A 13,584-nucleotide genomic window follows, 5' to 3' on the forward strand; every position below is an offset into this window, starting at 1 on the left:
GCGGTCAGCAGGTGATGCCGCCATCCACGGTGATGGTCTGCCCCGTGATGAACGCACCCCCATCACCCAGCAGAAAGCGCACCACCGGCACAACATCCGCCACCTCTCCCAAACGACCCAACGGCGTGCGCCGGATGATCTGGTCCCGCTGCCCAACGGACAAGGTGCCCGACATCTCGGTGGTCAGATAGCCAGGGGCCACGGAATTGACCGTCACTGCCCGCCGCCCGACTTCCCGCGCCAACGCCCGGGTCAAACCATCCAGCCCCGCCTTCGACGCCGAATACGCCGCCAACCCGACATAGCCGCGCTGGCCGATGATCGATGAGATGTTGATGATGCGCCCCGCGTTCCGACCAGTTCCACGCTGCGTCAGCTTGGCGCGCAGAAACGCCCGGGCCACCTGGATGGCTCCGGTCAGATTGGTCTGGATCACCTCAGCGCTGTCCACGTCGGGGAAGGTGGCCAGAACACCTTCCCGCGCCAGCCCGGCGTTGTTGACCAGCCCCCACAACGGCGCATCCCCCGCCCACGCCACCGCCGCCTTGACGAAGGCGTTGACCGCGTCCGCATCGCCGATGCGGCAGCTTTCCCAAAACAGATTGGGGCCTGCCAACCGTCGCAAGTCATCCGTTTGGGACCGGCTGCAGGTGGACACCCGATACCCATCCGCCAGCAGGGCCTCCACCAACCCCAGCCCCAACCCACGGCTGCCCCCGGTGACGATGACATGGCGATCGGGAGAAGCGGGCTGTGTCATGGCTGTGCCTTGCGGCCTTTCTTGCCGGTGATGGCCAACGGGATGCGGTCCGTCAGGGTTATCACACGTGGCCGGGCGGCAGGAACCAGTTCTGCAAGCGCATCGCGCATCCGGGCGCGCAAAACCGTTTCTTCCACATCGGAAGCGGGCACGATCTGGGCGGTCAGGAGAAAGCCGGTGATCGGGTTGGGTTTGGCCTGAACCAACACCTCCGCAACACCGGGAACGGCAAGCAGCCGTTGCTCCACCGCCTCCGGCGACACCTTGACCCCGCCGACATTGACGACCCCATCGACCCGACCGGCAAACAGAACGCGATCGCCCACCCGCGTCACCAGATCGCCCGTGGACAACCATCCATCGCCCGCCGCCGTCATGGCGCGGGGGCTGCGCAGTTCAAGCACCCCGTCGCACACCCGCAACGACACGTCGTCCACCCCCTCGTCCAGCCATCGGGCGGGAAACCCCGCCCGTCCGTCGGACACGCCAAACACCGCCCCCGCCTCGGTCGAGGCGTAGATGTGGCGCAGCCGGGCCAAAGGGAATGCCGCCGCCAAACGATCCAACACGGCCTGATCCGCCGCTTCACCACCCAGGGTGATGGATCGCAGGGGTGGTGTGCCGCCTCCGGCCAGCGCCATCAAAAAGGCACGCCAGAAACTGGGGGTTCCGCTGATGTGCGTGACGGCGTGAAGACGCGCGGCCTCCGCCAGTTCCTGCACCCCAGCGCCCGGAACCGACACCAACGTCGCACCGGTCATCGCCGCAGTCAAAAGAACCTGAAGCCCGGCAAAGGCTCCGGCGTCATAGGTCATCAACCAACGCACAGAAGGATCAACGCGCCCACGCACACGCCCCTGAAGGCGGTTGAACGTGTGTCGCACACGCTTGGGCAATCCGGTTGTCCCGGAGCTTTCCAGTGTCACCGCAAATCCCGGTTCCCCCAACCACCCCGCCGCGTCTCCACCATGGCGCAACAGCAGGATGGCCCGGTTGTCGCGTTCCGCCGCCACCACCCCGCGAAGGACGGCGGACGCAGACGCCGCAACAACCACTCCATCCGATGGCAGGCCGTGATCCGCCAAGTCCGGCCAACGCCACGCGGTCCACCCTGCATCCCCATCCCGTTCCAAAAGGCAAAAAGCGGGGTGAATCCAGGACGGTCGGTTGCCCATCACACCCGCACCGGATACAGCGCAGCCAATTCACCCACGGTGGTGAACTGGCGCAGACCGTCGCGGAACGGGTCCTGTCCGGTGCGTTGCTCCAAGACCACCAGAAGCGTGGCCAGATCCAGCGAATCGATGGGCAATTCTCCGCCGAGAAACACAGTGTCCAGGCTGAGCGACGGCAACCGTTCCCCTTTGTCGGCAACAATCCGCGCCAACTCTTCGGAAATGACATCAAACATGGTGGTGGTTTCGCTCATGATTGGTTCACACCGGAAAGGTCAATGACAAGGTCAGCGGATTGAAGCATCGCGCCCGCATCGCCGTGACGAGAGTCGCACGCCGCCAGGAAGCGCCGGATCTCCTGTGTCACCGGTCCTGCGGCTTCAGCGTGCGGCATATGGCCAATCCCTGGAAAGACATGAAGGGAACAGTCCGACGGCAGACAATCCGGTGGAGGCAAGGGAATCACCCGATCCGCGTCTCCCCACAGCGCCTGCACAGGCGCCCGGATCGACGACCAATCCACCGCAGGCCCGCCATCGGCATGCGGTGCAAAGGACGCCTCAAGAATGGATTGCAGCGCCTGTTGGCGCGGTGGATCGCCGCATTGGGCGTGCAACACCTCGGCGATGCGCAGAATGAGCGGCGACGGCCCACCAAACAGGCGTTGCGCGCACTCCACCCCCTCCTCCACCGTCCGAAGAGCCACCACCCGCCGCAAGAATCCCAGATCGAACGGGGTGCCCAACCCGGCGCTGGCGATCAAACTCACACTGGCCACCCGCCCCGGAGCCAGGCGGGCCAACTCAAGCCCGACATAGCCGCCCATGGAATGACCGACGACATGAGCGACCGGAATCGCCAGCGCATCGAGCACCGACAGCAGCCAGGGGGCAAACTCCCCGACCCGACCCGACCCGACATCCAGATGGGACAGGCCGTGACCGGGGAAATCCACAGCGATGGTGCGGCGATCCAGGGAAAGCGTCGCCAGATTGAACTGCCAGCTCAATCGATCGCCTGCAAAGCCATGAAGCAGCACAACCGGCACACCGCCGACGCCAATTGACAAGTAACTTGCGGGACCGGTCGGCAGGGGCACAACCCCACCGCGCAACCGCCCCCCCATCGCCGCCGGACGAGGCACCGGATCAGGCCGGAACGCTCACACCGGCCAACGCCAGCAGATCCGCAACCGTCTTGGCCTGAGCCAGCTTTTCGCCCTCCACAACCACCCCCATGGTTTCATCCACCAGGGCGATGAAGCTGATGACCGCCAGCGAATCCCAGCTTTCCAGGGATTCAAGCGTCTCATCCCCCGTCAGGGTCCCCGGGTCCAACTCCAGGGTTTCGTCCAGCGCCAAAAGGAACTCTCTGCGATCCATGGTTGATCTCCTGTGTCTTTCGGTGCCGCTCAATGCGGCGTCTTTTGCCGGATCGAGCTGTTGATGTCCATCCAATCCGGATGCTCGTTCACAGCGCGCCAGCAGTCGCGCCAGCCAAAGGCCGGATTGTCTGACACGCCGATTTCAAGCAAACGGCGGACCAGTTCATAATCCGCCGCTTCATCCACACACCATCGCTGTTGGATGGCCGACCCATCGTGCCTCAGCGGCGTGCCCAAACGGAATCGTTGGGGCCGTGTGTACATGTAATAGGTGACGTGCTCCCGCTCGGCCGGAAGCACTGCGTTGGCAGCGGCCTCGTCCAACACGGCGCGGGGAAAGATTTCAGCGTCCAACCCCCGTGGATACCAGGACACATCGATTGACAGATAATCCAGCGGTGGAGAAAGGCTTTGCCCCGCCTGGAACGCGGCAATCAGCTCGCCCACCAGCGCCGGATCGATCAAGGGACAATCCGCCGTCACCCGCACAATCACATCGGCGTCAGCCATGGCGGCGGCTCCGGCAAAACGCTGGAGCACATCCTCCTCATCACCGCGAAAGACGGGAATTCCCATGGCCGATGCGGTCGCCGCCACAGGGTCGTCCACCGCCCCCACCGTCGTGGCCAACACCACCCCGTCCAGCCCCCGGCTGCGGGCAAGCCGTTCGAGATGATGCACCAACAGGGGCTTTCCCGCCGCTGGCAGCAGGACCTTGCCCGGCAATCGGGTGGAGTTCATCCGCGCCTGTGAAATGGCAACAACGCGCGGGCGGCGTGGGCTGGTCATTCTCCATCCTCCGCCGGTGCCAGCAGGTCCCACCTCAGCGGCATGCCACGCCTCAAGGCCCGCGCCGCTCGCCGCCCCACTATCTCCGGCAAATGTTTGGGTGAAAGGCCGAAACCGGGGCGAATGGAGCGCACATGGTGCGCAGTCAACACCTCTCCGGCGGCAACGTCCGCCACCACATACAAGGACCGTCGGTAGTCACGGCCACCCACCTCGCTGGGCTTCACGCCATACTCGACCCGCCCCATCGCAGCCCAGGCGGTGCGCACAGCGTCCGCCATTGCTTTGAATTCATGGGGTTCCAACGAGAATGCGCTGTCCACCCCACCATCCGCCCGGGCCAAGGTGAAGTGCTTTTCAATGATGGTTGCCCCCATCGCCATGGCCGCGACGGGAATGGCGATGCCTTCGCTGTGGTCCGACAACCCGGTCGTGACACCGGGAAAGGCCGCTGCAAGATGAGGAATCGTGCGCAGGTTGCAGTCTTCCGGCGGGGTTGGATATCCGCTGACACAATGAAGCAGCGCCAAAGGGGCCGCACCGCCCACCGCCTCCACCGCCTCCGCAATTTCGCCCAGGGTCGCCAGACCGGTGGACACGATCAGAGGTTTGCCTGACCGCGCCGCGCGGCGAATCAGGGGCAGATCGATCATCTCGTACGATGCGATCTTGAAAGCAGGCGCGTTCAACCCTTCCAGCAGTTCAATCGCGGTCGTATCGAATGGCGAACTGAAAATGGTCAGCTCCAGGGACCGCGCACGCGCAAACAACGGCTCGTGCCATTCCCATGGGGTGTGGGCCTCCCGATAGAGATCATGCAGCGTCCGCCCACCCCACAGACCACCCTCCAGCCGAAAACCGGGGCCATCATGATCAATGGTGATGGTGTCGGCGGTGTAGGTTTGCAGCTTCACCGCATCCGCACCGGCTGCCTTGGCGGCGTCGATCAACGCCAGGGCGCGATTCAAATCACCGTTGTGATTGCCGGACATCTCCGCGATCAGATAGGGCGGATGATCCGGTCCAATCGGACGGCCATCAATGGCGAACTCGTTCGGCGATTGAATCATGGCGGCCATGGTTGTTGTCTGTTCACAAGGCGGTTGGGGATCCCACCCATTGGCGATGGCATCGAACAAGGGCGAACAACCGCCTGAACGACGCCTTGCCCCAAGGGTTGCACGGAAGTGATGAAGGAAGATTAATTGTCATCCCCTGCAAAGACCGGGCGACGCCGCAACGCCTCCCCATAGGCCAGCAAACGCTCCACGCTGCGATGACGATCCCCGACTTCGGCAAATCGGGCGCGGGCAGCGGTCGCGCACCGCGCCCTTTCCTCGGAATCGGCGAACAGGGCAGTCGCCCGCGCCACATACGCCGCAGAATCGGCAACATGGAACGCAGGACCGACCACGCTGGCCGCATCACCCCAGCCATAGGTGACGACCGGCACACCTTCGGCCAAGGCAAACGCCGCACCACCGCCGCCGCCTTGGCGGGCAGGATTCAAAAACACGTGGCAGCGGCGGTACAGCGCCCGAATGTCGTTCACATGCCCCAGACAATGAAGCCGACCCTGGTTGCGCAGGGCGGCCAACCGCCGTGGCAGCCCTGTGACGCCTCCGGCAAAAACCGCGACGGCCGTCGGACAGCGATCCAGGATCTCATCCAACAGGCTTAGAAACTCCGACGTGACCTCGTGATCCAACCGGGTCCCGACCACCGCAAAGACAAAGGCCGCACCATCCAAAACCGGATCGTCAAACACCCCGTTGGTCGGCGGCAACGTGTACCCGAACGTAAAGGGACGGAAACGGCGGGCAAAGGGCGCACGGTACAAATCGGAAATGCCTGCGGTGTAATCGTGCTCGTCAAATCCCAACAGGATATGGGACAGGGAAATCGTCAGTCCCGATGTGGTGGGAATGCACAGCACCGGACGGGCGTTCGCCTCGGCAAACAGGTCCGCCGCAATATTGGAACCGCCAAACGACACGATCAGATCGGGGTCATACCCGTCGATCGCCTCGACGATCGCCGTCATTTTCGCTTGGGAAAAGCGCCGCTCGGTGAAGGAGGCGACCTTCACCTGCCGCCCCAGCATGCGCATCGCAAAAACGCCCTCATAATCCTCCACCAACTCGGCCAACATGGGAGGAATGAACAGATTCTCCACCCAGCTTGGCATCATGTTGGTGTTGATGATGGCCACGTCCAAACCAAAATCATCCTGAAGGCGACACGCAAAGTCGAAGCAATCGCGGGTTGGCTGATGGCGATCATTGGTGAACTGGTTCGTCACCAACGCCACCCGACGGATCGGTCCGGGTTTCACCACCGCCCGGCCGGGACGCAACGCCCAACGACGCGCGATCAAGCGGACCATTGACTCGTAAAAACGGTACAGGTCACACGACACGAAATCCGCTGTCTTCCCACCCGTGGCAGACCCAAGGAACAATTGGCGCGACATGCACCAATAGCTGTAATGCAACAGCGCAGGATCAATGCTGTGGCCACCCAGAAGCAAATAATGAAGAATCCGCTCATAATGATACAGATCCCCCGTCAACTGAAACAAAACCGAATGAAGACGCACCGTGTCAGAGGTGCTCCCATCACGCCGCAAACCATCAGCCAGCTCAAGACGAGTCGGGAAATCAACCTCTCGCCGAATGGTCTCGCACAGCGCCGACAGCCGATTGATCTTGTCCGAATCAAAATCCGTGTCCGCCAGATAACTCAGCAACGCCACACGCTGCGTTTCGAGAAGACTGGACATCGTGGGCACCTTCAGCCATCGGGACCACTGTGTGTAACGCCTTGCGGCACAAAGAAACAAGCGAAGAGGGACAAGGAGCGATCGGTCACAGCTTCAGCCCGACCACCCCTTCGATGATCACCCCTTCGGTCAAAGCCCGCCGCTCCAGTTTTGCCCCGAACAATTTGGCGGAGCTGAGATCCGCGCCAGCCAACTCGCACCCCATCAAATTGGCAAAGGACAGATCCGCTCCAGACAAATTCACCCCGCGCAAGCTCCCTTCGCCCAGATCGGCGTAGCGCAGCTTTGCGCCCGACAGATCGGCAATCTTGGTGCGGCTGTGATCGAACACCAACGGGCGCAGATTGACCCGGCGCAGATTCGCGTTGTTCAGTTTGGCGTTGCGCAGGGTGATGCCACGCAGGTCGCCCTCGGCCAGAGAGCAGCCCCGCAAATCGGCCCCCTCCAAAACCGCCGCCTGCATCTGAACACCGGTCAGATCCATGCCGTAAAACGTCGTGCCAACCGCCCGCAGCATGGTGAGGCACGCATGGGCAAACCCGCCACCGGCCTGACGAAGATCAACACCGGACAGATCCAGAGGCGCTCCTTGTGCGCCGCCGGAGCCGACCCAGATCCGATGATCCGTCATCAGATCGTCCAGGCCACGCCCCAAATCCGTCACCGGGCGACCGACCGGCTGATCCGTCAGCGCATCGTCCAGAACCGCATCGGTCAATTCGGTCATCGTCATTGTTGCGCCGATCAGGACCGCGCCGCGCAGGCAGGCACCGCGCATGTCGGCACCCGACAAATCAGCCCCTTCCAGGTTCGAACCGCTGAAATTGGCCCCGCGCACGGTGGCGCGCACCAGTTTGCACCCCCGCATGACCGCGTCGGAAAAGTCGGTGTGAATCGCCATCGCCCCAGACAGGCGGGCGTTGGTGAGGTTTGCGCCGGACAGATCGGCCCCCGACGCCTCTGCCGGCATGGCTTCGATCTGGAGAATCCGCAGATGCCCGGAACGGTCCTTTTCCGCCAGCGAACCATCCCGCAGATCCGCTTCGAACAGATTGGCACCGATGAGCACAGCGCCCCGCAGGCAGGCCCCACGCAGATCCGCCTTGATCAGGCTGGCCCGCTCAAGATTGGCTTGCCGCAGATCGGTTGCGAAAAAGGCCGCACAATCCAGCTTGGTTTCCGTAAGATTGGACCCGCGCAGGCTTGCCCCGACAAAATCCGCATGCGCCATGTCCCGACCGGACAGATCCAGACCGGACAGATCACAGAAGGACAGATTTGCCCGCGCCCCACCAATCTTGGCGTTGCGGAACATCTCATGCCGACGCATGACCAGATCAAGTTGGGCTTGATCCAAACGGTTCAGAGTACGGCTTTGCACCATGGTTGACACGCTCCCTCAGACAGGAAGAATCGTGCCAGCATGCTTCACAAAGGGTTAACTGCGATGGCTGGAACCTTTGGGGGCTGGAACCTTTGGACGGTCGCACCCAATCACCGCATTGGCCCGGAGGTCATCGTTTCGCTGCGTATGATCAGCGAAACACCCTCTTCATCCGCGTCCAACTCTTTGGATGCGTCGCGGGGAATGGGAATTTTCTGCCGACGGCAAAACAGCAAAAGCAGCCCGAGCGTCTTGCTCGACAGGAAAACAACATCGCGGGTCTTGGTCGCACCACTCTGCTGTATCTGGATGACCAAGCCGCCCCCCGGCTTGGGCGTCACGGCAGTGACGACACCAAGCGGCAGGTCTGTTTGATGAGGCACCTTCTGATACCAGGCAATTGCCTTCAGCAGGGCTGAATTGCTGAAAAACAGCTCACGGGTTTCAACGATCATTCAGACCCTGGCAATCCTTCAAGCGCGGCCGCCCTCCAGTCCCGGATTCAACCGAAACGTGATCGCACGTCCCAATTTGGATTCCCGCAGAAGAATCTGCTTGGTTTCCAGCAGCTTGATGGCCCGGTTCACATTTGGCCTCTGCATGCCCAACGCATCAGCCAGTTCAGACTGAAGCACCGGAATGGAACGGTCGAAATGAAGCCTCCGACTCAGATAAGTGAACACACGCAGCGCCTCCAGGGTGATCTCACGGTCGGTGGAGACGGTTCTGGAGAGGAAGTCATGATGATGCAGCATCGCGGCCTCTGAACGCAAGGTTGTGTGGTTTCGAACATGGGGGAGACATCAATCATGAAACCCGCGCGGCATCAGGGAAACCGTCACAATCGCTCGCGAGATCGTCAAACCGGTGTCCGTCTGGCGCATGCGCCTGTATTGATTGCTGTTTCCTATGTGTGAAAGCCTAACGCCCAAATGTTGTGCGCGTGTGTCGCCGGTGTTTCGTGCCTGACATAATGAATGTCTCGGGGCATAATATTGGAAACCGAATGTCCCCCGAAGACCGTCTTTTTCCATTCCGACACACTCCCCCACCACACCACGGCGATGACCGGCCACGCCAGACCGGTTTCCAGCCCACCAACAACACCTTGGCCATCCGATTCGGGTCGCACCGCAAGGGCCTGCTGTGAGAAAAGGAGCGTGCAGGTCATCGAATCGGCATGACCACCACGGCGTTGTTTCATGCGCGCCCCATCAGGAAGGGATGGATTTTGCTTTCAACCGCTCTGATCGCGCTGTCTCGTCGCGTTGAAACGCATCGGTTCATTCCATGGGCAGCGTTGTTCGGGCTTGTGCTCGTCGTTCTCGGCTATGGCCTCTCGATCCGTCCCATTCAGCCAACCGCCGATTCGATCAGCTATCTGTCCGGTGCCTATCATCTGCACGCGCACGGAGTGTATTCAGGCGCACCAACCGATGATGTCGCCCCCCCCTCCATCGGGCGGGAACCAGGCTATCCCCTGGTGTTGGCCATGCTGATGCGGATTGATCCAGCCTTTGGCGGCTTTCGTCCATCCTGCCTGATGCAGGCCAACCTGTGTGACTCTGCCATATACCGGATTCCACAATGGGTGAACGCGGTCCTGATTGGGGTTTCCGGCTTGGCCCTGTTTGCGACTCTTCACCGTCTGACCCGACGGCGGATCCCATCGCTGCTCGGTGCCCTTTATCTGGTCGCCAACCTGCAGATGCACAAAGGCTTTTATGACATCATCTCTGATCCGCTGGCCGTCTCTCTCGTCGCCATTCTTCTCTGGCTGTTGGTGCGGGCTTGGCAATCACCGGATTCCAGCCTTCTGCGATGGGCGTGGGTCGGACTGGGCGCGGCGGCCTTGACCTTCACCAAGGCGATCTTTCTCTATTTTGCGCTGGTCGGATTGGCGTGCGCCGCGCTGGTTGGGCTGTTTCATCCCATTGCTCGTCGACGCCTGTTCCCTGCTCTTTTGGTGGCCGCGCTGACCTTTGCCGCCCCTATCGGTGGATGGGTGATGCGCAACACGTCCATCATCGGCGTGCCGGTGTTCACCGACTTGCGCTCCGGCATCGCTCTCAGCACCCGCGAAGTGTTCAATCACATGAGCGCGGAACAATATGCCGCCGCTTTCGTGTATTGGACGCGCGGCTTCGGAGACGGCTTGGCCAAACGGCTGTTTGCGCCAGAGGTCATCGCCCCCTTTGATCTTGGACAGCCCGGTGGTTTCTATGATGAGGGGCAGAATGGCTATGGAAGGCGGTTGGCCACACTTGAGCAAGCCGAAGGGTTGAGCGAGCTTGCCGCCGTCAAACAGTTGGATCGCCAGTTGATCAACGCGATCCTGGACCGTCCTCTGATCCATCTGGCGACAACGCTGCCCGTTTTGTATCGGGGCATTTGGATCGACGAGTTCATCGTGGTCGGTTTGCCGGTGTTCATGATTGTCCTGATCGGTGCCGTTCGGCGACGCGACGCATTGACCATCACACTGCTTGGGCTGGGCGCGTTCAATCTGCTCTTCTACGCCCTCATCAGCCTGAACATCACCCGCTATCAAATGACAGCGGTTCCCTGCATCGCCCTGGCTTGCGGACTCGCGGCCCATCGTTGGCTGAACCGACACGGCTTCGGTCAACGGGCTGGTGAATGATGCCGTTTACGGCGTTGCTCCGCGTCGGCGCTTGACCGCCCCAGCCTTTCCCGGACCACGCCCTTTCCCTGGATTCGGCGCGTGATGAAAGGGCGGGTGGGCCGGGGTTGGTCCGCTGGCGGGTGCTGATTCCGCCCGACGGCCGCGACGGCCCTGCGGGCGTGTTTCGTCGCCCTTCCGCTCTTGCAGGCGCGCGCCATAACAGGCATCGCACACGCGGAAACGATGATTGGCCTTCAAACGGGTGCCGCACACCGGGCAGGCGCGCGCCAAGGACCGTTCCGCCAAGGTTCGTTCGATGAAGGCGTTGAGATGGGCGCGACGCTCCTGGCACACATCCATGTCGGGATAAGCGTCTGGGAAGCGGTAGGCCAACCACGCGTAAGCGGTCAGCTCCTTCACCGCCCGCTCTGCCTTTTCGAGTTCGACATCGGTGCCAACGTGATGTTGAAAACGCTCCGCCGCGTCCGGCGCGCTGTTGCGCAACCCCTTCCCTTGATTCATCGCCCAACCGCCGAGCAAGCGCAGATTGCCGGGATCACGGGTGTCAATCGGGCAGCGGGCCAGCATGTCGCGTTCAGCCAAGGACAAGGCCGCCTTGTCCACCGCTGCCGCCGCCTGGATGCGCTGTTCCAGGTCGGTCATGCGGAAGGTCTGATTGGCCCGCAGCAACTCCTGATCGGCGGTGCGCAGCACTTTTGCCAAGCTGTTGGTGTCCAACTCGGTGGCGATCGCCTCAACATGGCTCAAGTTTGGTGAAATCCAGGAGCGCGGATCGGTCGGTGGCACCGGCGGGGTGGTCAAGGCACGGCGCACCGGATTGATGCTCTCGCCTTCCAGAACCGCCACGCGGCCATCCTCCTGCAAACCGAACCGACCGGCCCGACCGCCAATCTGGCGGATCTCGGACGGGGTCAACTCGCGCTCTTCCCGGCCATCATATTTGCGCGTGGTGGACAGAACAACCCGCGCAACCGGCAAATTCAACCCCATGCCGATGGCGTCGGTGGCCACCAGAACATCCGCCGAACCATCGCGGAAACGGCGTGCCTCAGCCCGTCGCACTTCCGGTGACAAGGCACCATAGATGACCGCCACCGTGTGACCGCGCGCCAACAGATCATGACGCAGCCCCATGACGTCACGGCGGGAAAAGGCAATCACCGCATCGCCCCGACGGACATCGGTCAGGGGCACCTTTTCCTCCTGCACCCGCAGCGGCGATTTCCGGGTGAACTCGATGACCTCCAGTTCTTCGCCCATCGCATCGGCCAAACGCTTGACGTAGGGAATCGCGTCCGCCGACCCCGTCATCAAAATTTCCGGCGCAGCCACCCCGGCCACCGCCTGCGTCCAGGCCCACCCGCGATCAGGATCACCGATCATTTGGATTTCATCAATGACGCAGGCCCCCCACACCCGCAGGGTGTTGACCATTTCAATGGTGGAGGAAGTGAACTGAGCGCCGGGACGGACATCGCGCTCTTCGCCGGTGACAAGGCTGCACGGACGTCCGCGTGTTTCCAACGCCTCCTGTCCCTCCAGCGCCAACAGACGCAGCGGCGCTAGGTAGCAGCCGGACTCCGACTCCGCCAAACGGTCCATCGCGGCGTGCGTCTTGCCGGAGTTGGTCGGGCCGACAAACAGGCGCAGTTTGCGCACCATGGAACGGGCGGTGGTGAAGCTGTCCAGATACACCCCCATGCCGGACGCGCTTTCCAGGCGTTGGCGCCGAACCTTCAAACCAGCGCGCGCCGTGGCGCTGGCAAAGCTCTCCTCCAACGCATCCAGCAGGGTTTGCAGGCGGGGAATGCGGCCACCAAAGCCGATCACCCGCCCCAACTCCTCAGCAAAGGCTTTTGGACGCCAGGCCTCGCCAAAGTCCGCCGCGCGCTGGCCCATCGACGCAAACCACGCGTCCACCCGCCCTTTGGCCTTGTCGATGGCGTTCGATGACAGACAGGCGGCCTTGACCCGCTTGCCCAAGGTCTTCGCCTGCGTGCGGCCAAATCCCTCTTCCGAGGTCATCAGCCCCCACAATTCCGCCTCGATCTCCGGCAAGGGGCCAAGCGCGATGCGGAACCGCAGCTTCAACGTCCGGTCGGTGCCGGGGATCGTCACGCTGTGGCTCAGGGCCAGCGACCAACGGGCCGGAACACTGTCGGCGTCCACCTCAATACCGTCCCCGCGCACCACGGCGGCCACAGCGCGCAAAGCGTCACGGCGGTCAAATTCATCGGCGGTTCCGCGCATCGGCTTGGAGGAAGACGTGTCGTCAGTCATGGATTTGGTGTGTTTCACGGTTTGGGTGTTTGAGGAGCGGGTCTGCGGTCTGGCGCGGACCATCCCAACCCGCGCGGACACCGCGCTGACGGCTGGTTTTCCCATGCTGTATGGTCTGAATGGGCGTGCCCGGCAAGACAAATCCCAAACAACGAATGCGGAACGGGCGCTCTCAGCGTTAAGCGAGAGCGCCCGTTCCGTTTGGATCGTGATAAAGTCGAGTGTGTATTCGTGACAAATGGGATGCGTCTCACAAGCACCGCACAGGCGGCTTACCGCTGTGCATGGCGTTCGGAAGAGATCAAGCCGATCGAGCGATTAGTAAGGTTTAGCTTCGGGCATTGCGGCCCTTCCACACACCTCCTATCGACGTGATGGTCTAT

The 13,584-nt window shown here is 62.2% G+C and carries 13 protein-coding genes; 1 reads left to right on the forward strand and 12 read right to left on the reverse strand.

What is annotated here, in order from left to right:
• Nucleotides 1-4: 4 nt before the first annotated feature.
• The 11 genes from EJ903_RS06975 to EJ903_RS07025 form a co-directional block, all read right to left on the reverse strand.
• Nucleotides 5-760, reverse strand: a complete 756-nt coding sequence (locus EJ903_RS06975) for an SDR family NAD(P)-dependent oxidoreductase (RefSeq protein WP_126613472.1) — start codon at nucleotides 758-760, stop codon at nucleotides 5-7.
• Nucleotides 757-1,935, reverse strand: a complete 1,179-nt coding sequence (locus EJ903_RS06980; RefSeq protein ID WP_246015277.1) for an AMP-binding protein — start codon at nucleotides 1,933-1,935, stop codon at nucleotides 757-759. The genes EJ903_RS06975 and EJ903_RS06980 overlap by 4 nt, the downstream gene beginning before the upstream one ends.
• A complete protein-coding gene (locus EJ903_RS06985; RefSeq protein ID WP_126613476.1) occupies nucleotides 1,935-2,189 on the reverse strand; it encodes a phosphopantetheine-binding protein in 255 nt (84 codons plus the stop codon). The genes EJ903_RS06980 and EJ903_RS06985 overlap by 1 nt, the downstream gene beginning before the upstream one ends.
• Complete coding sequence (locus EJ903_RS06990) at nucleotides 2,186-3,061, reverse strand: alpha/beta fold hydrolase (protein WP_126613546.1); 876 nt, start codon at nucleotides 3,059-3,061, stop codon at nucleotides 2,186-2,188. Before EJ903_RS06990 ends, EJ903_RS06985 begins: the two co-directional genes overlap by 4 nt.
• A 22-nt stretch (nucleotides 3,062-3,083) precedes the next feature.
• Complete coding sequence (locus EJ903_RS06995) at nucleotides 3,084-3,317, reverse strand: acyl carrier protein (RefSeq protein ID WP_126613478.1); 234 nt, start codon at nucleotides 3,315-3,317, stop codon at nucleotides 3,084-3,086.
• 29 nt (nucleotides 3,318-3,346) lie between these two features.
• The gene (locus EJ903_RS07000) at nucleotides 3,347-4,108 is read right to left on the reverse strand and encodes a cytidylyltransferase domain-containing protein (protein WP_126613480.1); all 762 of its coding nucleotides are present in this window, start codon (nucleotides 4,106-4,108) and stop codon (nucleotides 3,347-3,349) included.
• Nucleotides 4,105-5,178 carry a pseudaminic acid synthase gene (pseI, locus tag EJ903_RS07005; protein ID WP_126613548.1) on the reverse strand — a complete coding sequence of 358 codons (1,074 nt, stop codon included), beginning with the start codon at nucleotides 5,176-5,178 and terminating at the stop codon, nucleotides 4,105-4,107. The genes EJ903_RS07000 and pseI overlap by 4 nt, the downstream gene beginning before the upstream one ends.
• A 131-nt stretch (nucleotides 5,179-5,309) precedes the next feature.
• On the reverse strand, nucleotides 5,310-6,890 hold the full coding sequence (locus tag EJ903_RS07010) for a glycosyltransferase (RefSeq protein ID WP_126613482.1): 1,581 nt from the start codon (nucleotides 6,888-6,890) through the stop codon (nucleotides 5,310-5,312).
• An 85-nt stretch (nucleotides 6,891-6,975) separates the two neighbouring features.
• A complete protein-coding gene (locus EJ903_RS07015; RefSeq protein WP_126613484.1) occupies nucleotides 6,976-8,274 on the reverse strand; it encodes a pentapeptide repeat-containing protein in 1,299 nt (432 codons plus the stop codon).
• A gap of 110 nt (nucleotides 8,275-8,384) precedes the next feature.
• The gene (locus EJ903_RS07020) at nucleotides 8,385-8,729 is read right to left on the reverse strand and encodes a hypothetical protein (protein WP_126613486.1); all 345 of its coding nucleotides are present in this window, start codon (nucleotides 8,727-8,729) and stop codon (nucleotides 8,385-8,387) included.
• A gap of 18 nt (nucleotides 8,730-8,747) precedes the next feature.
• Nucleotides 8,748-9,029, reverse strand: coding sequence for a MarR family transcriptional regulator (locus EJ903_RS07025; RefSeq protein WP_246015289.1), 282 nt, complete (start codon nucleotides 9,027-9,029; stop codon nucleotides 8,748-8,750).
• Nucleotides 9,030-9,454: 425 nt separating this feature from the next.
• Here EJ903_RS07025 and EJ903_RS07030 point away from each other — a divergent pair, with 425 nt between their 5' ends.
• Nucleotides 9,455-10,918 carry an ArnT family glycosyltransferase gene (locus tag EJ903_RS07030; RefSeq protein ID WP_126613490.1) on the forward strand — a complete coding sequence of 488 codons (1,464 nt, stop codon included), beginning with the start codon at nucleotides 9,455-9,457 and terminating at the stop codon, nucleotides 10,916-10,918.
• Between the two features lie 6 nt (nucleotides 10,919-10,924).
• Here the strand turns inward: EJ903_RS07030 and EJ903_RS07035 are convergent, their stop codons facing one another.
• Nucleotides 10,925-13,201 carry a helicase-related protein gene (locus EJ903_RS07035; RefSeq protein WP_126613492.1) on the reverse strand — a complete coding sequence of 759 codons (2,277 nt, stop codon included), beginning with the start codon at nucleotides 13,199-13,201 and terminating at the stop codon, nucleotides 10,925-10,927.
• Nucleotides 13,202-13,584 lie beyond the last annotated feature (383 nt).

Origin of the sequence: Azospirillum griseum, assembly GCF_003966125.1 — a bacterium.
Taxonomy (GTDB): Bacteria; Pseudomonadota; Alphaproteobacteria; order Azospirillales; family Azospirillaceae; genus Azospirillum; species Azospirillum griseum.

Coding starts and splice junctions, on each gene's coding strand:
- EJ903_RS06975 (WP_126613472.1), bottom strand. CDS start 760: ATGACACAGCCCGCTTCTCCCGATCGCCATGTCATCGTCACCGGGGGC.
- EJ903_RS06980 (WP_246015277.1), bottom strand. CDS start 1,935: ATGGGCAACCGACCGTCCTGGATTCACCCCGCTTTTTGCCTTTTGGAA.
- EJ903_RS06985 (WP_126613476.1), bottom strand. CDS start 2,189: ATGAGCGAAACCACCACCATGTTTGATGTCATTTCCGAAGAGTTGGCG.
- EJ903_RS06990 (WP_126613546.1), bottom strand. CDS start 3,061: ATGGGGGGGCGGTTGCGCGGTGGGGTTGTGCCCCTGCCGACCGGTCCC.
- EJ903_RS06995 (WP_126613478.1), bottom strand. CDS start 3,317: ATGGATCGCAGAGAGTTCCTTTTGGCGCTGGACGAAACCCTGGAGTTG.
- EJ903_RS07000 (WP_126613480.1), bottom strand. CDS start 4,108: ATGACCAGCCCACGCCGCCCGCGCGTTGTTGCCATTTCACAGGCGCGG.
- pseI (WP_126613548.1), bottom strand. CDS start 5,178: ATGATTCAATCGCCGAACGAGTTCGCCATTGATGGCCGTCCGATTGGA.
- EJ903_RS07010 (WP_126613482.1), bottom strand. CDS start 6,890: ATGTCCAGTCTTCTCGAAACGCAGCGTGTGGCGTTGCTGAGTTATCTG.
- EJ903_RS07015 (WP_126613484.1), bottom strand. CDS start 8,274: ATGGTGCAAAGCCGTACTCTGAACCGTTTGGATCAAGCCCAACTTGAT.
- EJ903_RS07020 (WP_126613486.1), bottom strand. CDS start 8,729: ATGATCGTTGAAACCCGTGAGCTGTTTTTCAGCAATTCAGCCCTGCTG.
- EJ903_RS07025 (WP_246015289.1), bottom strand. CDS start 9,029: ATGCTGCATCATCATGACTTCCTCTCCAGAACCGTCTCCACCGACCGT.
- EJ903_RS07030 (WP_126613490.1), top strand. CDS start 9,455: ATGACCACCACGGCGTTGTTTCATGCGCGCCCCATCAGGAAGGGATGG.
- EJ903_RS07035 (WP_126613492.1), bottom strand. CDS start 13,201: ATGACTGACGACACGTCTTCCTCCAAGCCGATGCGCGGAACCGCCGAT.